This is a genomic window from Clostridium cellulovorans 743B, assembly GCF_000145275.1.
GTDB lineage: Bacteria > Bacillota > Clostridia > Clostridiales > Clostridiaceae > Clostridium_K > Clostridium_K cellulovorans.
The window spans coordinates 2558629-2579227 of sequence record NC_014393.1; the positions used below are offsets into that span (position 1 = coordinate 2558629).

14 protein-coding genes and 2 other annotated features are annotated in these 20599 nt (G+C 30.7%); of the genes, 3 read left to right on the top strand and 11 right to left on the bottom strand.

Annotated elements, in window-relative coordinates:
- Window positions 1-64: 64 nt before the first annotated feature.
- Both CLOCEL_RS10795 and CLOCEL_RS10800 read right to left on the bottom strand, forming a co-directional pair.
- Entirely contained in the window at window positions 65-3280 is a 3216-nt protein-coding gene (locus CLOCEL_RS10795) for a ligand-binding sensor domain-containing protein (RefSeq protein WP_341271461.1), read from the bottom strand.
- A 103-nt stretch (window positions 3281-3383) separates the two neighbouring features.
- Entirely contained in the window at window positions 3384-4325 is a 942-nt protein-coding gene (locus CLOCEL_RS10800) for an IS982-like element ISClce1 family transposase (RefSeq protein WP_010076700.1), read from the bottom strand.
- Between the two features lie 328 nt (window positions 4326-4653).
- Between CLOCEL_RS10800 and CLOCEL_RS10805 the strand changes: the two genes are divergently transcribed.
- The gene (locus CLOCEL_RS10805; protein WP_010076884.1) at window positions 4654-5028 is read left to right on the top strand and encodes a Zn-finger containing protein; all 375 of its coding nucleotides are present in this window, start codon (window positions 4654-4656) and stop codon (window positions 5026-5028) included.
- A 57-nt stretch (window positions 5029-5085) separates the two neighbouring features.
- On the opposite strand, the gene leuA is transcribed toward CLOCEL_RS10805, so the two are convergent.
- Complete coding sequence (gene leuA, locus CLOCEL_RS10810) at window positions 5086-6741, bottom strand: 2-isopropylmalate synthase (RefSeq protein ID WP_010076883.1); 1656 nt, start codon at window positions 6739-6741, stop codon at window positions 5086-5088.
- Window positions 6742-7517: 776 nt separating this feature from the next.
- Here leuA and CLOCEL_RS10815 point away from each other — a divergent pair.
- Window positions 7518-8576: a ComEC/Rec2 family competence protein gene (locus tag CLOCEL_RS10815; protein ID WP_010076882.1), complete on the top strand. Its 1059-nt coding sequence runs from the start codon at window positions 7518-7520 to the stop codon at window positions 8574-8576.
- Between the two features lie 71 nt (window positions 8577-8647).
- Here the strand turns inward: CLOCEL_RS10815 and pheT are convergent, their stop codons facing one another.
- The 8 genes from pheT to trpD all read right to left on the bottom strand — a co-directional run bounded on the left by pheT (window position 8648) and on the right by trpD (window position 19203).
- Window positions 8648-11026 carry a phenylalanine--tRNA ligase subunit beta gene (pheT, locus tag CLOCEL_RS10820; RefSeq protein ID WP_010076881.1) on the bottom strand — a complete coding sequence of 793 codons (2379 nt, stop codon included), beginning with the start codon at window positions 11024-11026 and terminating at the stop codon, window positions 8648-8650.
- An 18-nt stretch (window positions 11027-11044) separates the two neighbouring features.
- Entirely contained in the window at window positions 11045-12067 is a 1023-nt protein-coding gene (gene pheS, locus CLOCEL_RS10825) for a phenylalanine--tRNA ligase subunit alpha (protein ID WP_010076880.1), read from the bottom strand.
- A 252-nt stretch (window positions 12068-12319) separates the two neighbouring features.
- Window positions 12320-12534, bottom strand: a binding site (T-box leader).
- 207 nt (window positions 12535-12741) lie between these two features.
- On the bottom strand, window positions 12742-14847 hold the full coding sequence (locus CLOCEL_RS10830) for an anthranilate synthase component I (protein ID WP_010076879.1): 2106 nt from the start codon (window positions 14845-14847) through the stop codon (window positions 12742-12744).
- Window positions 14848-14849: 2 nt separating this feature from the next.
- Entirely contained in the window at window positions 14850-15620 is a 771-nt protein-coding gene (gene trpA / locus CLOCEL_RS10835; protein WP_010076878.1) for a tryptophan synthase subunit alpha, read from the bottom strand.
- Complete coding sequence (trpB, locus tag CLOCEL_RS10840) at window positions 15613-16815, bottom strand: tryptophan synthase subunit beta (protein ID WP_010076877.1); 1203 nt, start codon at window positions 16813-16815, stop codon at window positions 15613-15615. The genes trpA and trpB overlap by 8 nt, the downstream gene beginning before the upstream one ends.
- Entirely contained in the window at window positions 16805-17425 is a 621-nt protein-coding gene (locus CLOCEL_RS10845; RefSeq protein ID WP_010076876.1) for a phosphoribosylanthranilate isomerase, read from the bottom strand. Before CLOCEL_RS10845 ends, trpB begins: the two co-directional genes overlap by 11 nt.
- On the bottom strand, window positions 17418-18194 hold the full coding sequence (trpC, locus tag CLOCEL_RS10850; protein ID WP_010076875.1) for an indole-3-glycerol phosphate synthase TrpC: 777 nt from the start codon (window positions 18192-18194) through the stop codon (window positions 17418-17420). The genes CLOCEL_RS10845 and trpC overlap by 8 nt, the downstream gene beginning before the upstream one ends.
- Window positions 18187-19203: an anthranilate phosphoribosyltransferase gene (gene trpD / locus CLOCEL_RS10855; RefSeq protein WP_010076874.1), complete on the bottom strand. Its 1017-nt coding sequence runs from the start codon at window positions 19201-19203 to the stop codon at window positions 18187-18189. The genes trpC and trpD overlap by 8 nt, the downstream gene beginning before the upstream one ends.
- A gap of 55 nt (window positions 19204-19258) precedes the next feature.
- Window positions 19259-19509 (bottom strand) — a binding site (T-box leader).
- 175 nt (window positions 19510-19684) lie between these two features.
- Here trpD and nadA point away from each other — a divergent pair.
- The gene (gene nadA / locus CLOCEL_RS10860) at window positions 19685-20593 is read left to right on the top strand and encodes a quinolinate synthase NadA (RefSeq protein ID WP_010076873.1); all 909 of its coding nucleotides are present in this window, start codon (window positions 19685-19687) and stop codon (window positions 20591-20593) included.
- The last annotated feature ends 6 nt before the right edge of the window (window positions 20594-20599 follow it).

Genomic DNA, 20599 nt, shown 5'->3' on the forward strand with positions numbered 1-20599 from the left:
TAAAAAAACATTCCTCACTATAAATTATTTAGAGTGAGGAATGTTTTTATGAATAATAATTAGATTATAAGATTTTATTATTAGTTTTGTTTTGTCTTACAGGTAAAGATATAATAAAATCGCTACCTTTACCTTCTTCACTTATTAAGTCAATAGTTCCATTATGAAGTTCAACAAGTGATTTTACAAGACTTAAGCCAATACCACTGCCTTTTTTATTAGACTCACTATTATTAACTTGTCCAAATCTTTCAAAAATAATATCATGATTTTTAGGTGCTATTCCAATCCCATTATCTTTAATAGAAATTCGAACCTTTGTATCATCATCAAGTATTGTTACCCATATGGAGCCATTTTTATTAGAGTATTTTGTTGCATTGGAAAGTAGATTAACAATGCATCTTTCTATTTGAGTTCTATCACATTCAATTAATTTTTCCTCTATATCAGGGTCTATTATAAGGTCAATATTATTAGATTCTATATAATCCTTCATGGATAAAGCAACTTCTTCTACAAGGTAAACAATATCAACTTCAGAAATAGTAAGCTTATAATCACCATTCTCTATTTTTGATGCATCAATTAGGTCATTTATTACTTTTAGCAATCTTAAAGAATTCCTACTCATAATATCAACATATTTATTCAAGTTAGGTTTTTCTATATATTTTTCACCTTCATTTAGGTTTGAGATAAGTTGCAATGTTGATAAGATTACATTTAATGGTGTTCTTAATTCGTGGGATAAGTTTATGAAATAATTATTTTTGCTTCTCTCATATTTAATCAATTTATCATATAGAGTTTTATTTTCTTTTAACTTATTATTTAATAAAATAGTCCTTTGATTTATTATTCCCTCTAAAATTTTAACACGATTCCATATAAAATATATAACCATTATAGCAGTAGTTATATATATAAGATGTGCCCACCAAGTGTTCCAAGGGGCAGTACTTATTTTTACTGGTATAGAAATAGGTTCACTCCACTGTCCTAAATTATTTCTGCCCTTTACTAAAAATCGATATTCTCCACTTTGAACATTAGTATATCTAGCATAACCATTTCCAGTTACATAGTTCCATTCAGAGTCAACTCCTTCAAGTAAGTAAGCGAATTGGTTTTTAGAAGAATTTATAAAGTAAGGCAAGAAAAATTCTATTCTAAAGTGATTCTGTTTAAAGTTCAATGAAGATAACTTATCGATTGGAAATGGTTCGTCGTAAATTGATACACCTTTAATAACGACATTTTGATTTAGTAGTTTCTTTTCCTCTATCTTTTCAGGAAAAAAACTATTAAATCCATTGATTCCCCCAAAAAACATTTCACCATTACTACTTTTATAGTATGAATAATTATTGAATTCATTACTTTGTAATCCATCATAAACATTAAAATTAGTGAATGTTTTTTCACTTACATCATATTTAGACAGCCCCCCATCAGTACTAACCCAAGGATTTCCTTTGGTATCTAATAAAACACCATATAAATAATTGTTACTTAATCCATCTTCTTCAAAAAATCTAGTGAAACTCTCTTCTAATATAGAAAATTTATTAAGCCCATGAGTAGTGGCAATCCATAAGTTACCATTGTTATCTCCAGTAACATCCTTAATATTATTTGATGATATGGTCTTAGCATCATTAGGAGATTGCGTATAGGAAGTCATAACTTCTGAAGTTCTATCAAATTTGACTAGACCACCATTTAAACCTAACCCAATCCATAATGTTCTATTTTCATCTTCATAAATACTTGATATATTTTGTTCAAGTATGTTGTTTTTTGTCATTATATCACTATAGTGTTTAAATTGTTTAGTAACTTTATCGTAAGAGTCTAGTCCATTTGCTGTTCCAATCCATATTATACCTTCTCTATCTTGATAAATGGTATTTACGGCATCAGATACTAGCGTGTTAATATCAGTACCTTCATTAAAACGAATAAAACTGTCAGTAGATTTGTTATATAAATTTAGTCCTTTCCAAGTAGCTATCCAAATGTCTCCTTGTTTATCTCCATATACGTTGATGATTGTATCATCACTTAGACTATCTGTACTTTCACTATTTCTATAATGTTTTACATCTCCAGTACTAAGATTCATGGCATTTAATCCATCTTTAAAAGTTCCAAGCCACAATATCCCATTATTATCTTTATATATTCCGCGAATCATATCATCACTTAAACTATTTTCTTTAGTAGGATCCTTCTTATAATAATTAAACATAGGTTCTGGATTAAAAATACTTATCCCTTTATTTGTTCCTGCCCATATCATTCCAGTCCTATCTTTAATAATATAATTTACTTGATTATAAACAAGGCTTTTTAAGTCATAGTATTTATTTACATAAGCAATTAATTTATCATTAAGTTTGTTATATTTAAATAGACCATCATTTGTTCCAATCCATATGTTATTATAGTCATCTTCTTTTATATCATTTACATGTTTAAAAGCGATTTGATTATTACCTTCAAAACCTTGAGAATAATTCGTTAACTTATTAGCTTTTTTGTCGAATTTAAACAATCCGTTATCAAAGGTACCAATCCATAAATTTTTATCATTATCCTCAAATAGAGATGTTATGAATTTATCCTTCATTATTCCATCTACATCGAAAGCATAGTTGCATTGAGTAATTTGGTTGTCAATTAAATTCATTTTGTTTAACCCTTTTTCTGTACCAATCCATAGGATACCTTCAGAATCTTGAAACAAGCTAGTTATACAATTATTAGTTATACTATATATATTGCTTTCTACATGACTGAACCTAACAAATGAATCTGTAGATTTATCATATTTATTTAGTCCTTCTTCTGTACCAATCCAAATATTATTATCTCCATCCTCAAGAATTGTCAATATACCATCTGAGGAGATGCTTGAAGAATCTTCTTTAGAATATGTATAACGGACTATAGAACCATTTGCCGGATTAAGCTTATTTACACCTTTACCAGTCCCAATCCAAATATAACCATCAGAATCTTCCAGAACTGCTCCTATATAGTTTCCACTAATACTATTTTCATCATTTAGTTTGTATTTATAAACTTTAAATTCTTGTCCATCATATACATTTAATCCATCGTCAGTTGCAAGCCATATGTATCCTTTCTTATCTTGACACATACAATTTATTGAGGTTTGAGATAACCCATCTTCTAAGGTAATATTTTTAAATTGAATAGTTTTTTCATCAGCTTTAACAACATAATTATTAAATAATAGAATAATAATAATTAACCTGTTGTGCTAACAGATAAGTTTTCATTAATAGGATATTTATTCCATATATTTGAGCAGACTTCTCCTAATGAAGATGTCGCCAAATCCTTAGGAATTATTATCCAAATATTAATGTCTTAATCTTTGCTGTATCTATACCTATATTTAAGATTTTATTTATAAAATAACAAAGATTATGAGCTAATATTTTATTTACTATTCTTGTAGCAAAGCCCCAAGTTGACTTTGCAAGAACCCTCTGTATATTCAATTGCTCGGAGAGCTGAGAAAAAGTGGTTTCTATTCTACGACGAGCCTTGAATATGAGTTGCCTAAGTGGTTTTAAAAGTTTAATTTTACTGTTATTACGACTTATGGTTAGAAGATTAATATCCATTATCTCTTTTAATTGCGAAGCAATCTTTTGACCTATATAGCCTTTATCGCCTATTAGTGTATTAACAACTGAATTATCTATAAGTTCCCAGACTGCGTCTCTATCATCAATGTTTGCAGCAGTAATAGAGAAGTCTGTGATATAGCCATCTAAAGCAACTAATGCATGTAATTTGAAGCCGTAATATGTCTCTTTTTTCGAAGCGCATCGCCCGTAGGCAGCCTTCGGCTTAAATGACTTATGAAAGTGAGCTCTACCAAATTTACACACAGGAATAGGCATACTATCTACAATTCTTATTCGATCATATTGATAGTTAAGAAATTTCATAAATTCCTTACGTATTGCATCTGTGACTCGAAATAAGGATTTTCTTACTCTATGAAATCTTGTTCTACTACAAAAATTAGGGAACAGATCTCGTAAGTTTTTAGAACAAAACCCAAACCAAGCTTTTTCAGAGTCAATGGTTAAGAGTTCGCCTACTAAAGATAAAGTAATGATTTCGCTATCAGACATTACTGACTTATCAATATTGCGACGGTTCATAATAAATGCTGGAGTTACCTTTTGGTAAAAATCATCAATTATAACATAAGTGACAACAATAAAATCTTTTAAGTTGTTTATTGTTATGATAAAATCTTTATTAAACTCTGGCATATAAGTTAGCCTCCTATCATTAGATTAGTCGTGTTTTTTAATGATAGGTTAGCAAATATGCTGGAGTTTTTCTATTTGTAAGTATTGCCAACGTATTTAACTAGCACAACGAGTTAATTAACATAAAAGTATTAAAGCTTTTTAATTTGCTTAACAATATTTTTTTCCTCCAAAGTTATTATGTAGATTTATTTCATACTATTTATTATACCAATCAAATAAATACAATAAAACAATATGTAGATTTTTTTCTCGTATTTTCTTGTATTTTGTAAATGTTAGTATTATAATATAATCTAATTTTAAAGAATTATGTCGGAGGGGTATGATGAGAAAAATTTCTTCATATTTTAAAGGTTCATATGGAATGGATAAGTTATCAAAATATCTTCTGTATCTTGGGGGCTTTCTTCTTATTTTCAAAGGGAGTTGGCTAATCGGATTATTTTCTATTGGTTTTAGCTTATATAGAGTAACCTCTAAAAATAAGTACAAAAGGTATCAAGAACTTCAAAGTTTTGAAATTGCACTTCATAATTTAAAAGGAAAAGCTTATAAATTAAGACACAAGTTCAATTCTTTAAGGGAATATAAAATTTTTAAATGTCCTAACTGTGCGCAAAAATTAAGGGTTCCAAGGAACAAAGGAAATATCACTGTCACATGTAAGAAATGTAAAACGGAATTTAAAGAAAGAACATAAAAAATACTTTAGTGATAAGATTCACTAAAGTATTTTTTATCAATTTATAGGACTAGTTTATTTCATTGATCTGTTTATAGCACTGATGAATGCATTTAATGAAGCTGTATTAATGTTCTCAGATATACCTACACCATAATGTTTTTTGCCATTACTTTCAATTTGTATATAGCATACAGCTCTTGAACGAGAACCACCTTCTAAATCATGCTCATAGTAAGAGATAAATTTACACTTAGCTATATTGGTTTCTTGTATTGCGTTAAAGAATGCATCTAAAGGTCCGTTTCCTTTTCCTCTGATTTGTTTCTCTTCATTATTAATATTCAATGTTGCAATGATATTTACCATGTCATCTGCCTCATCTGTTGATTCAATTTTGTACCCTTTCAAATTGAATTTATCATTTAGTTGTAGATATTCTTCTTTAAATAAATCAAATATTTCAGCTGAGGATAATTCTTTACCTAGTGAATCGGATTTATCTTGAACCATAGCACCAAACTCTGGATGCATATTTTTAGGAAGCATAAAACCAAAGACATTTTCCATTATAAAAGCAGCGCCACCTTTTCCAGATTGACTATTTATTCTTATAATTTCTTCGTATTCACGGCCTACATCGTGAGGGTCGATTGGTAAATATGGTACTTCCCAATATTCAGATTTTTTAGTTTCCATTGCTTGAAAGCCTTTTCTGATAGCATCTTGATGAGAACCAGAAAAAGCAGCGTAAACTAATTTCCCAACATAAGGATGTCTATCGTGGACAGATTGTTTTGTGCAAGCTTCGTATATTTCAACTACTGTGTTAAGTTCTGTTAAATCGAGCTTAGGATCTATCCCTTGTGAGTATAAATTCATAGCTACAGTTATAAGATCTAGATTTCCTGTTCTTTCTCCGTTACCAAATAGAGTTCCTTCAACTCTGTCAGCACCAGCTAATAAGCCAAGTTCTGTTGCTGCAGTAGAAGTTCCCCTATCATTATGAGTATGAAGACTTATAATGATTGCTTCTCTATTTTTGAAATTATTGCACATCCATTCAATCTGATCAGCATAAACATTTGGCGTTGACATTTCAACTGTAGAAGGTAAATTTATTATTGCTTTATTTTCTTTTGTAGGTTGCCATACTTCAAGAACTTTTTCACAAATTTCTAATGCATAAGGAAGTTCAGTTCCAGTAAAACTTTCTGGAGAATATTCAAAAGTGAAATCTGTTTCCTTATACTTTGCTTTATACTCGTTAAGTAATTTTGCCCCATGAACAGCTATATCAATTATTTCTTCTTTAGACTTATTAAATACAACTTCTCTTTGAAGAGTAGAAGTAGAATTATAAAGATGAATTATTGCTTTTTTTGCCCCTTTTAAACTTTCAAAAGTTTTTTCTATTAAATGATCTCTTGCTTGAGTTAAAACTTGCAAGGTTACATCATCTGGAATTAAATTTTCATCAATTAATCTTCTTACAAAGGCGTATTCTGTGTTAGATGATGATGGAAATCCAACCTCTATTTCCTTAAATCCTAACTTTACCAAAAGTTTGAACATAGCAATTTTTTCTTCTACATTCATTGGTGTTGGAAGTGATTGGTTACCATCTCTTAAGTCTACACTACACCAAATAGGAGCCTTCTCAATTTCATTGTTAGGCCACATACGATTTTCAAGTTTAACTTTTTCATATTTCTTATACTTACGATACATTTTTTTGCCCCCTTTGTTTACTAAAAATTTCGAAATTGTAAAAGCATTTCTAAATTTTATAAAAAATAAAAACCCCGTCTCTAACAAAGAGACGAGGTTAACCCGCGGTACCACTCTAATTGACTTACATAAGTCCAACTTTAAGTTGCATACTAGTAAAAATTTCAATCAAATTAGATTGTTAAAAACTGTTTTTTATAACTGAAAATATATGAATTTAACAACTAATTTAAAGATATCTTTAAATAAAATTCAACATATGCAACATTCCTATAACGTGGAATAAACGTTCTGCCCTAAATACTTATGTATCTTCAGGTGAAAACTTCCAGATGAGTTCAAGATTCGAAAAATACCGCATCGCAGCAACCACGGTTCTCTTAAAATTTCAACATTCCCTACTATTTCTGTTCATAGTCTTTATATATTTATAAAATTTATATTTATTATTATATACTTATATTTATTAAATGTAAACACTTTACATGTTACTTTCTATTTAATATATAAATACATTTTTATTTTATAATCATATTTATTTAATTTATTATAAGTGTATAATGTAGATACATCAATATAAATGTTAAAAAGTATAAAATAACAATACAGATACAAAAATTTATATTGTTTTATCAACTGTATATAGGGTTAATGGTGAAACATCATTGAAATTTATATATGGAAAGTTGATTATAAAATCTATACTGATACATAGTTGCAGTGAAAACGTAAATTGCAAAGAAAATTTTTAACATTTTTTATAAGGAGAAAGATTAATGGCAAAAAGAAGAAAACGAAAATCCACTAAAAATCCTGTTTTACCAGTATTATTATTGATATTGGGAATATTAATTATAAGTGGCTTACTAGGATTAGAAAATGCCACTACGGACATGCCAAAAGCCACCAACATTATATCTAAAATTTTTACTTCTGATACAGCTTCAAAGGATAAAGTAAGTACTAATGTAAATAAAGATAAAGAAGATAAAAACACTTCAGATAATAGTACTAACGGTATTGAAGATGAAGAAAAAAAGCAAGTTATTACTCCACTAACAACATCACTAAAATTGCATTTCATTGATGTTGGTCAAGCTGATAGTATTCTATTAGAACAAAATGGAGAATTTATGCTAATTGATGGAGGGAATAAAGATGATTCTTCTATTGTAGTTGAATATTTAAAAAATTCAGGAGTAAAAGAGTTAAAGTATGTAATCGCAACTCATATCCATGAAGATCATATTGGAGGTTTACCAACAGTTTTAAAAAGCTTTCCAGTAAAGAATTTTTATATTGGAAAAAGAACTGCTACAACAAGTATTTATAAAAATTTAGTATCTACAGCGAAAAACTTGAAATTGACATTTACAGAACCTAAGGTTGGAGAAAAATTTAATTTAGGCGGAGCCGAAATAACTATAGTTTCTCCAAATAGTAGTGGGTATGAAGATTTGAATAATGATTCAATAGTTGTAAGAGTTGTCTATGGAAATAATTCATTTTTATTAACTGGTGATGCAGAAGATGAATCTGAAGCTGAAATGTTGAAAAGTGGACAAACTATTAAAGCTGATCTCCTTAAAATTGGACATCATGGTAGCCCTTCTTCAACAACAGCCGCTTTTTTAAAGGCTGTAAATCCTAAGTATGCAGTAATATCTGTTGGTAAAGATAATTCGTACAAGCATCCTGCAAAAGCTACTATGAATAGATTAAAAGCAGCTTCAATACCTGTATATAGGACTGACGAATCTGGAACCATTGTTGCAACTTCAGACGGAAATAATATAACTTTTGATAAAGGATTAGGTTCATATAATGGTAGATAAGAATCAATAGTAAAGATATGATAAATGCTAGAGACAGCTGATCAATTTCAGTATCTCTAGCATTATTAATTTTATCTTAGTTCTGCACCTAGTTTATGCTCTAAAGTCTTTAAAATCTTTTGATGAGTTTTATTAACTTCTTCATCAGTTAAAGTTTTGTTTGCAAGTCTGTATACTAGTGAATAAGCAACACTCTTTTTACCTTCAGGAATTTGCTTTCCTTTATATACGTCGAAGAGTTTGACTTCTTCAATCATATTTGCGCCTTGTTTCTTGATTATTTCATCAATTTCTTGCACAAGTATATTTTCATCTACAAGGATAGCTAAATCTCTAGTAACAGCTGGATACTTAGGTAATGGTTTGTATTTCTTTTCATCAGAAGCGTTTTTATAAAGAACATCTAAATATAATTCAGCTATATAGCATCTTTCGTCAACCTTCCAATTTTCGTTTACCATTGGATGAACTTCTCCGAATACTCCGGCAAATTCTCTTCCTACCATAAGTTTAGCAGTTTTGCCTGGATGAAAAGTAGGATTTTCTGTTTCTCTTTCATAGGAAACCTTTTTAATTCCTAAAGTTTCAAGAACATTTTCCACAACACCTTTTAAATCTAGATAATCAACATTACCATAAAGTCCGATAGTCAAAGTTCTAACTTCTGTTGGAAGTTCATATGGATCCTCTGATTTTATATATACTTTACCTATTTCAAATAATCTTGCTTCTTCATTATTTCTTGAGTAGTTTCTTGCTAAGTTACCCATCATAGAAGGTAATGAAGTAGTTCTCATTAACTTGTAATCTTCACCAAGAGGATTTTTAATTGTAACAGCATTTCTTAAGGAGCTGTCTTTTGCTATATTAACTTTATCAAAATCCTTTTCTCCAAAAAATGAATAGCTTATTGATTCATATAAACCACTGCCTAGTAGTGTATCTGTGATTAAATCATCTGTTATTTGCTTTACAGTTTTTCCGCTTCTTTCAGATACAACTTTTGGTACAGTAGAAACTACATTATTGTATCCATAGATTCTTACGATTTCTTCTGCGATATCTTCTTTTATGTTTAAGTCTATCCTGAACGTTGGAACTGTTACTTTTAAAGTATTATCTACTATTTCAGTAGATAAATCTAGTCTATCAAGACAAGATTTCATCTCTTCTTTTGTAATATTAAGTCCTAAGAACTTATTAACCCACTGACTGTCAATTTCGATAATATGAGGCTTTACAGGATTTTCATAAAGGTCTATAATGCCTTCCATTATTTCACCAGCACCAAGCTCTTCAATAAGATTTAAAGCTCTGTTCATAGCTAACTCTGGAAGATTTGGATCTAAATCTTTTTCAAATCTCGAAGAACTTTCAGTTCTGAGGCCTAAGTTTTTAGAAGAAACTCTTATATTTTTGCCATCAAAGTTTGCTGATTCAAAGAACACTGTTGTTGTATCATCTTTTATCTCTGAATTTAAGCCACCCATGATTCCGGCCAGAGCTATAGCACCTTCACCGTCCCTAATTGTTAAAATATCTGAAGTTAGAGTTCTTTCAATTTCATCTAAAGTTGAGAATTTTTCATCATTTGAAGCTCTATCAACAATTATTGAATTACCTCTAATATCTCTTGCATCAAAAGCGTGCATTGGTTGACCAAGCTCAAGCATTACAAAGTTAGTTATATCAACTATGTTATTTATAGGACGTACCCCTGCTTCTTCAAGTCTTTCTTGCATCCATGCTGGAGAAGGCTGAATTTTTACATTCTTAACTCCTTTTGATATGTATCTTCTGCAAAGAGGATCTTGTATTGTTACTTTTAATAAATCTGTTATGTTCTCTGCTGAAGTTGTTTTATAAGTAAAGTTAGGCATTTTATACTTAGTGTTTATTGTAGCAGCTGTTTCTCTTGCCATACCAAGTATACTTAAGCAATCTGGCCTATTTGAAGTAATTTCAAAGTCTAAAACAGCTTTGCCCATAGATAAAACAGTTTTTATATCTTCTCCTATTGGAGTGCTTTCTGGAAGAATCATAAGTCCATGACAAGTGCCTTCTTCTGCTAAGCCGAGCTCTTCTTCAGAACAGAACATTCCGTTAGATAATATACCTCTAAGTTTACCTTTTTTAATTTTATGACCACCAGCAAGAACTGATCCGTGTAATGCAACAGGAACTATATCTTGTTCCTTCATATTTGTTGCAGCAGTAACTATTTGTATAGGTTCTTCTGCATTTATATCTACTTGACATACAGATAATTTCTCTGCATCAGGATGCGCTTCAATCTTTATAAGTTTTCCTGTAACAACATTTTTAATTTCATCCCCAGAAACCTCAACAGTTTCAAGTTTTGAACCAGATAAAGTCAATCTGTCTCCAAGTTCCTTTGGTGATATATCAAAATCAACATAATCTTTAAGCCATTTAACTGGTACTAACATTTTCTATCATCCTTTCTTCTACTTGAATTGTTTTAAGAATCTCATATCGCTTTCATAAAGCAATCGTATATCATCTAGACCGTATTTTTGCATAACCATTCTATCTAATCCAAACCCAAAGGCAAATCCGCTGTATTCATTAGGGTCTATACCACAATTTCTAAGAACATCAGGATGAACCATTCCACAGCCTAAAATTTCTATCCAGCCTTCACCTTTACATACATTACAGCCTTCACCGCCACATACAAAGCAAGTTGCATCCATTTCAGCAGATGGTTCTGTGAATGGGAAATGATGAGGTCTGAATTTTGTTTTCATATTTTCACCAAACATCTTTTTAACAAAAAGCTCTAAAGTTCCTTTTAAATCTGCAAAGGTTATTCCTTTATCTACAACTAATCCTTCAACTTGGTAGAAAATTGGAGAATGTGTTGCATCTAAATCGTCTGAACGGTACACTTTACCAGGTGAAATCATTTTTATTGGTGGATCATATTTTTCCATAGTTCTTATTTGAACTGGAGAAGTTTGTGTTCTTAATACGATTTTGTCATTTATGTAGAAAGTGTCTTGTTCTCCTCTTGCAGGATGGTCTGCAGGTATGTTTAAAGCTTCAAAATTATAATAATCTTTTTCAACTTCTGGACCTTCTTCAATAGTAAAGCCCATTTCAAGGAAAATCTCTTCTATTTTATTTAATGTTAAAGTTAAAGGATTCTTGCTACCAACAGTTTGTTTTTTTCCAGGCATAGAAATATCAATTATTTCGTTATTTAACTTATCTAAAGTTTCTTTTTCTCTTATTGAAATTTGAGCTTTTTCAATAAGTTCTTCGATTGATGACTTAACTTCATTTACTAGTTTACCTATAATCGGTCTTTCCTCAGGGGATACAGAACCCATACCTCTTAAAATGGAGGTAAATTCACTTTTCTTTCCTAAATATTTTACCCTAAGGGCTTCTAATTGCTCCTTTGAAGCTACTTTTTCTAGTTCTTCAATTGCAATGGATTTAATTTCTTCTAATTTATTTTTCATAAGAAATCTCCTTTCCTTAATATACAATATATATTTGTAGTTTAACTAATCATTAAATAAAAATAAATATTTCTAATATTATAGATACCCGCAACTAAGATTTTAATTATTTAAAAAATCTTCAACTTTATTTCAAAGTGAAAAATCTAATAAATAATATAAATTTAAGTTACGTAAACCTATTATAAATAATTAGAATAAACTATATAAAGCTTTAACATACATATACAAAAAATAAAAAAACCTATGCTATTTAGGGACGAAATTTCCGTGGTACCACCCTAATTAACATAAAGTTTATGTTCTCTCATATACGTAACGGTGTTTCTCCGCCTGTAATTACTGTTAGTTCATTACAGGTGCTCCAGAGTGAACTTCAAAATAATCGCTTATAAGAAGACTTGCAGCTGGTAATCTTCTCTCTCTAAATAATTGATTAAATTTACTCTCTCTATCTTAGCATCTTTTATTTATTATACAGAAAAGTATTTATTTTTTCAACTTTTTTTTACAAGTTTATATGTAATATAACTACTTTATAGCTTTAAAAGAAAATAAAATCACCACTACCTAGCATCTCTAAGCAGTGATGACTTTAATATATCTTATTCAAAAGCAGATAAAAGGTTCTTTTTAAAAATGTTAGTTTTAACTTAGAAAATTAAAGTCGTACATTAATTAAGCAAATACTCAAAAGTATCTTTTAATAGGCTCATACCGGAACTATTTTCTAAAGTCATAATACTTTCAGGATGGAACTGTACCCCTAATATCTTTAAGTCCTTGTGCATAACTCCCATTAGTATACCTTCTTCATCTTCGCAAATATTAATCAATTCATTTCCAATGTTTTTACCGTAGATTGAGTGGTATAAACCTACTGAGAACTCATCCTTTAGTGAAGGCCAAGGTGCTTTCTCATTTTTCTTAACTTTCATTTTTTTTCCATGTCTTGGATTAGCTAAATAATCTAAGCTGCCACCAAAATATTCTACAATTCCTTGTAATCCTAAGCATACTCCAAAAACAGGTATGTTTTTGCTTAAAGCAATATCGATGGATTCATTTAATTTAAACTCACTTGGTGTTCCCGGGCCTGGTGATAAAAGGAGTAGATCAAAGTTTTCCTCTTTAAGCTTTCTTCTAGCCTCGTCCCCTCTAAAGGTTGTTACATCATAACCTAAAGCTTTTACATAGTTTCCTAAGGTATGAACAAAGGAATCTTCATGATCAATCATAAGGATTCGTTTGTTTTTAACTGCAACTTTTTCTTCTACCTTAACTTCAATAGGTTTTTGAACCTCTAAACTTTTTAACATAGCTGCAGCTTTTGTCTTTGTCTCTTCTTCTTCATCTACTTCATCGGAACTAATTAGCAATGTTGCACCAGCTCTAATTTCTACTTTATTGTCTATATATCTTACAGTTCTAATGGTTATACCAGTATTAAAATCTCCATTGAATTTTAAGTAACCAATTGCACCACCGTACCAATTTCTTCTATCAGCTTCTTCATTTTCTATCCATTCAATCGCTCTTTTCTTTGGGGCTCCTGTTAAAGTTACTGCCCACATATGAGTTAGAAAAGCATCAATAGAATCAAACCCAGGCTTTAACATACCTTCTACATGGTCAACTGTGTGAAATAAATGAGAGTATTTTTCAATAGTTCTTCTACTGACAACTCTAACGCTACCTTCAACACATACTCTGCTCTTATCGTTTCTATCGACATCTGTACACATTGTAAGTTCGTCTTCGTCTTTTTTAGAGTTAAGAAGTTTTTTTATTTGTTCACTATCCTCTATAGAATCCATTCCTCTTTTAATAGTTCCACTTATAGGACATGTCTCAACTTTATTATTTTCAACCCTAACAAACATCTCAGGAGAAGATCCTATTAGATATTCTCCACCTAGATTTATGAAAAAGTTATAGGGACTAGGATTTATCTCTTTTAAATTATTATAAATTTCTTTAGGTTTAAGGACAGTTTCTTTAACAACAGAGTATGAGGGAACTACTTCAAATAAATCTCCCCTTCTAAATGACTCTTTTGCTTTTACTACAAGCTTTCCATAGTCGCCAGGTTTATAGGTTTCTTCATTTAAAACCTTTGAACATTTCTGAGCCTTAGGTGCAAATTCTTCTTTATTAGTTGTTGAAATATCTCCAAGGGATATTTCGTAATTTATAACATATCCCTTAGCAAGTTTATTGTCTTTAACATATATTCTTTCTGGCACATATAAAACTAAATCCTCTGAATTCTCTCTTGATTTTTTTAGTTTTATATCATCTTCAAATTGGAATACAAGGTCATAGCCAAAAGCACCATAAAAACCGAGCCATGGATCATCACATTTGAATCCATTAATTATCGCTCTGATTACTGTGAATATAGTGTTCTTTTTACTACGTTCTTCTTCTGTATACACGTTTGTATCTTTTTTAATTGTGAAAGATATACTCTCTCTTGTAACGTCTAGCTCAACAGCTTCTATATCCTTTAGAAATCCATGGATTATTTTTAATAGTGAAATTCCACCAGAATTTAAAGCATTTATTACACCATTGAGGCCAGAAGCTCTAACTTCTATGAAAGGGTCTACAGCAGCAGTTTCCCATCTTGAATATCTATCTGGAAATTCGTAGTTTGAGGAAAATAAAGCCCCTTTTTTTCCATTAATCTCTTCAGCTAAAAAGCTTAAGTTTTCTTGAAAAATTTCTTTAGTGTAAGCTTTGATTATTGGTTTTTCCTTTTCTACAATAGCACTCATAATTATACCCTAAAACCTTCCATTAAATCTTCTAGTCCTTTATAGTCATTTGCTCTAAGAAGCTTAATTATTTTAGTTCCTACGATAACTCCATCACAACTATCGATGATTCCAGCTATGTCTTCCTTCGAACTGATTCCAAAGCCTGCTGCAATAGGAAGAGAAGAATGTGATTTAATTTCTTTAAGAGCTTTTCTTAATGACTCCTTGTCTAAATCCTTTTCTCCTGTTACACCAAGAGATGTTACAACATATAGGAAACCACCACCAACTTCACATAAACTATTAATTCTTTCTATTGGCGTTGTTGGTGAGAAAAATGGGATGTAGTCTATGCCATAATTCTTTACGTAATCTGAAATTAGTGGGAATTCTTCTAACGGTAGATCTGGAATTATTACTCCTTCGACACCTACTCTTCTAGCTTCTTTGAAGAAGTTTTCAAAACCATACTTATAGAATGGATTTAGATATCCCATAAGCAATAGCGGAATATCTGAAACCTTTCTAATTTTTTCTACCAAAGCTAAAACATCAGCTAAAGTAGTTCCATTTTTCAAGGATTTGATTCCACTTTCTTGAATTACAACTCCATCAGTTACTGGATCTGAAAAAGGTACGCCAAGTTCTATTAATGTTGCACCGGCCTTTTCTAAAAACAATACATCTTCATAAGTTTTTTCAAGAGATTCTTCACCCACCATAACATATGCTACAAAGAACTTTTGATTTTTTGCAAGTCTATTTTCTAAACGTTCCTTTAAATTACTCATTATTTTGACCTCCTAAGATTTCACTAACTCTTTCAACATCCTTATCGCCTCTTCCAGAAAGACAAACAACTAAAATTTCATCTTTCTTCATTGTCTTTGCTTTTTTTACTGCATAAGCTACAGCATGAGCCGATTCTAAAGCTGGAATTATTCCTTCGATTTTTGAAAGAAGTTGGAAAGCTTCTAAAGCTTCATCATCGTTTATTGGATAATATTGAGCTCTTTTAGCATCAAAAAGATAGCAATGTTCAGGGCCAACTCCTGGATAATCAAGGCCAGCAGAAATTGAATAAGGTTCAATAACTTGACCATTCTCATCTTGGATAAGATACATTAATGCACCATGTAGTATTCCTTTTTCACCTTTAGAAATAGTTGCAGCATGCTCTTCTGTATCAATGCCCATACCACCAGCTTCAGCACCTATAAGTTCAACATCTGTATCTTCAATGAAAGGATAGAACATTCCCATTGCATTACTTCCACCACCAACGCAAGCTACTATGGCATCTGGAAGTCTTCCTTCTGCTTCTAAAATTTGTTTCTTTGTTTCTTTTCCAATCACACTTTGGAAATCTCTAACCATCTTTGGATATGGGTGTGGTCCTAAAACAGAACCTAAGATATAGTTAGTATCCTCAACATTTGATGCCCAATATCTAAAAGCTTCATTACAAGCATCTTTAAGTGTTTTATTTCCACTATGAACTGGAATTACTTCTGTTCCAAGAAGTCTCATTCTAAATACATTTAATGCTTGTCTTTTTACATCTTCAGCTCCCATGAATACTTTACACTCTAAATTAAACATAGCAGCTACAGTTGCAGTTGCAACACCGTGTTGCCCTGCACCAGTTTCAGCAACAATTCTCTTTTTACCCATTCTCATTGCTAAAAGTGCTTGACCTAAACAATTGTTTATTTTGTGAGAACCAGTATGATTTAAATCTTCTCTCTTTAAATAAATCTTTGGTCCACCACAATATTCTGTTAATCTTTCACAATAGTATAATGGTGTCTCACGGCCAGAATAATCTTTTAAATATTTGTCTAATTCAGCAATAAAGCTTGGATCTTCCATTGCTTCATTATAGCATTGTTCAAGTTGTCTTAATGGTTCAACAAAGGTTTCACCAAGAAACTTCCCACCAAATATATCAAAATGTCCTCTTTCGTCTGGTAAATTATAACTCATAGTTATGCCCCCTAATTATTTTCATAAATTCTTTAATTTTTTCTTTGTTTTTTACTCCTTCAACCTCTAAGCTAGAAGATACATCAATCATATATGGATTTGCTGTATTTATTGCAGAGATTACATTGCTTGAGTTTATCCCTCCAGCTAAAATAATTCTTTCTTTTTCAGCCTTTGATAGTTTAGATAGTAGTTCCCAGTGAAAACTGTTCCCATTTCCCCCTCTAAGTGCACCTTTACCCTCAAGAAGAACATAGGGTACTTCATAGGATAAAGCATTCTTAATTTCTTCAAAGGTTTCAACATTAAAAGATTTAATTATTTTATATGGAAGCTTCTTTATAAATGAATTATCTTCATCTCCATGAAGCTGAACAATAGTCAATCCTCCATCTTCATAAAACTCCTTTATTGTATCTATGGATTGATTCATAAATACGCCAACCTTCTCAATATCATTTCCTATATTAGTAGTGATTTCTGTAAGAAGTTTTTTATCAATTCTTCTTTTTGATTCACAAAGTATAAAACCAAGAGCATCTGCCCCAAGAGATTTAGTATACTTCGCAATTTCAATATCTCTTATTCCACATACTTTTACCTTAGACATCTGTTAGCTCCTTAAAAGTTTCTTTTAAGGATTTGGAAGTAACAAAAGTTTCTCCTATAAGCATTCCGCGAACATTATTTTCTTTTAATGCTTTAACATCTTCTTTTGTTTTAATACCACTTTCAGAAATGATTAATCTATCATCTACAAAGTATTTCGAAAGGTTAAGGGTATTATTTATTGAAACTTCGAAAGTCTTAAGATTTCTATTATTTACACCTATAATATCTGGGTTTAATTTAAAGGCTCTTAACAGTTCTTCTTCATCATGAACTTCCATTAATACTTCAAGATTAAATGAATGAGCGTAATCTAGAAGTTCTTTTGCTTCATCATCATTTAAAGCACTAAGGATTAGTAAAATTACATCACCACCATAGATTTTACATAAATCGATTTGAATTTTATCAATAAAGAAATCCTTATTTAGTATTGGAATATTTACGATTTCACGAACTTTCTTTAAGTCATTATAGCTACCTTTAAAATAATTTTCCTCAGTTAGTACAGATATTCCTTTAGCGCCACTTTCCATATAAGTTTTGGCAACTTCTTCAACTTGTAAGTTTATATTTAAATCCCCCTTAGAAGGTGAAGCTCTTTTAATTTCAGAAATAATTCCCATGGCACTGCTTTCTATTAATGCCTTTCTTAAGGAAATACTAGGCTTATCTTTCAATTTTAGTGCTTCATTGTGAAGAGTTTCTCTATCTAACTTTTCTAAATCTTCTCGCTTTTTTTCTATAATTACTTGTAAAATATTAGGCATACTTTCTACTCCCCTCAACTAGTTCATTTAGTTTTTCTAATGCTTTTCCTTGGTCTATAACTTCTTTTGCAAGATTTATACCTTCTTCAATTGTTTTAACAGTCTTATTGGCTAAAAAACCTAAAGCTGCATTAAATAAAATTATATCTCTCTTTGGACCATGTTCTTTTCCTTGCAGAATATCAATGGTAATTTGTTTGTTTTTTATTGGTTCTCCACCTTCGATATCTTTTAAAGTTATTTTATTTAGTCCAACACTTTCAGGCGTTATTGTTTTCAGTTCAATATTATCTTCTTCAACTATTGCTATATAGGTTTCTCCTGTTAATGTTCCTTCGTCTAGATGATTGTTTCCATTTACCACAATACCTGTTCTTCCTAAAGATTGCATTGCCCTAGCCATTGGTTCAACTAAATCTTTGCTATATATTCCAAGTAATTGTCTGTCGATTTTATATGGATTAGCTAAAGGTCCAAGAATATTAAAAATTGTTGGTATCTTTAAAGCTCTTCTTACCTTCATTATTTGAGCTAACTTTGGATGAACATTTGGAGCAAATAAAAATACTATTCCTATTTCATCCATTAACTGTTCAATTGCTTCTTTTGATAAATTTAAATTTACTCCTAAAGATTCAAGTAAGTCAGCAGAACCACTTTTAGAAGAAATTGATCTATTACCGTGTTTAGCCATTTTTACCCCACCAGCAGCTAACACAAAACTATTTGTTGTTGATATATTAAAGGAAAAACTTCTGTCTCCTCCAGTACCACAGTTATCAAATAAACCACGCTTATTATCAAGCGGCATTGCATTTTCAATCATACCTTCAGCCATACCAGCGATTTCTTCATAGCTTTCTCCCTTGGTTCTAAGAGCTAGAAGCAAACCAGCAATCTCTATATCTGAAACTTCCCCATTAAAAATTTCATTTATAGCCTCATAAGCTTCTTTCTTTGTTAAATTCTCCCCATTTGACACTTTTAGTAAGTATTCCTTAAATTCCATTGTTTTGCCCCCTTTTTATTTACAAAAATAAAAAGCCCTCTACAAGAAATATCTTGTAGAGGGCGTATTATCGCGTTGCCACCTCTATTAACATGCATTACCTAAAAAAGTAGGTAAAACTTGTCATCTCATTTTCAGATACATAATATATATCCTATCCCTATAACGTGGGAATACGTATTGCATACTATTATTTCAGCTCTCACTCGTAAGTCCATTCACTAGAAAAGATATCATAAGTTCACACCAACCACTTACTCTCTGAAGACACATTTTAAAGCTACTACTCTTACTCATAGTTTTTTTTATTAACTTTAAATATATTCTATTACCATTTGTTTTTGCTGTCAACAGAATTTTTTCATATTTTACACTTTTTACGTTTAATTAACCTAAAAGTTGAACTTGCATTTTGCAAGTGATATACTTATACTACTGTATATACAGATGTATAAGTATAAGTGAAAGCGGTGTAAACATCATGAATGAATTTACAAAAAAGATTCTTAAGCTTAAAGAAGAAAAGAACGCTGTTATATTAGCGCACTACTATCAAAGACCTGAAATACAAGAGATTGCAGATTATGTTGGAGATTCCTTCTACTTAAGTAAGATTGCAAAAGAATGTAAAGAAACTACAGTTATTTTCTGTGGCGTACGTTTCATGGCAGAAAGTGCAAAAATTCTTTCACCTAATAAAACAATCATACTTCCTGCTCTTGATGCTGGTTGTCCTATGGCTGATATGGCTGAAGAAAATGCTGTTAAAGAGCTTAAGGCTAAACATCCAAAAGCAGCAGTAGTTTGCTATATAAATTCATCTACAGAGGTAAAAGCATTGTGCGATGTAATTGTGACATCTTCAAATGCTGAAAAGATAATTAGTAATATTCCTAATGAAGAGATTCTTTTCCTTCCAGATAAAAATCTTGGAGAATATTTATCAGAAAAATTTACAGATAAGAAGTTTATTCTTTGGCCTGGTTTCTGTATAACACATAGAAAAGTAAATAAAACTTTACTAGAGGATTTCAAAAAGACTTTACCAGAAGCTAAAATATTATCACATCCAGAATGTGAAAAAGAAATAAGAGATTTATCCGATTTTATTGGAAGTACTGGTGAAATAATAAGCTATGCCAAAAACGATCCTTGTGAAAGTTTTATTATTGTAACTGAACAAGGAGTATTCCACAAACTACAAAAGGACAACCCTAATAAGAAGTTTTATTCTCCAGGGGCAACAATGACTTGTATGAATATGAAAAAAACTACATTAGAAGATGTATATGAAAGCTTACAAAGTTCTAAAAATGAAATTTATCTTGACGAAGAAATAAGATTAAAGGCACTAGCTTCTTTAGAAGCAATGCATAAATTAGCAAGGTGATGATAT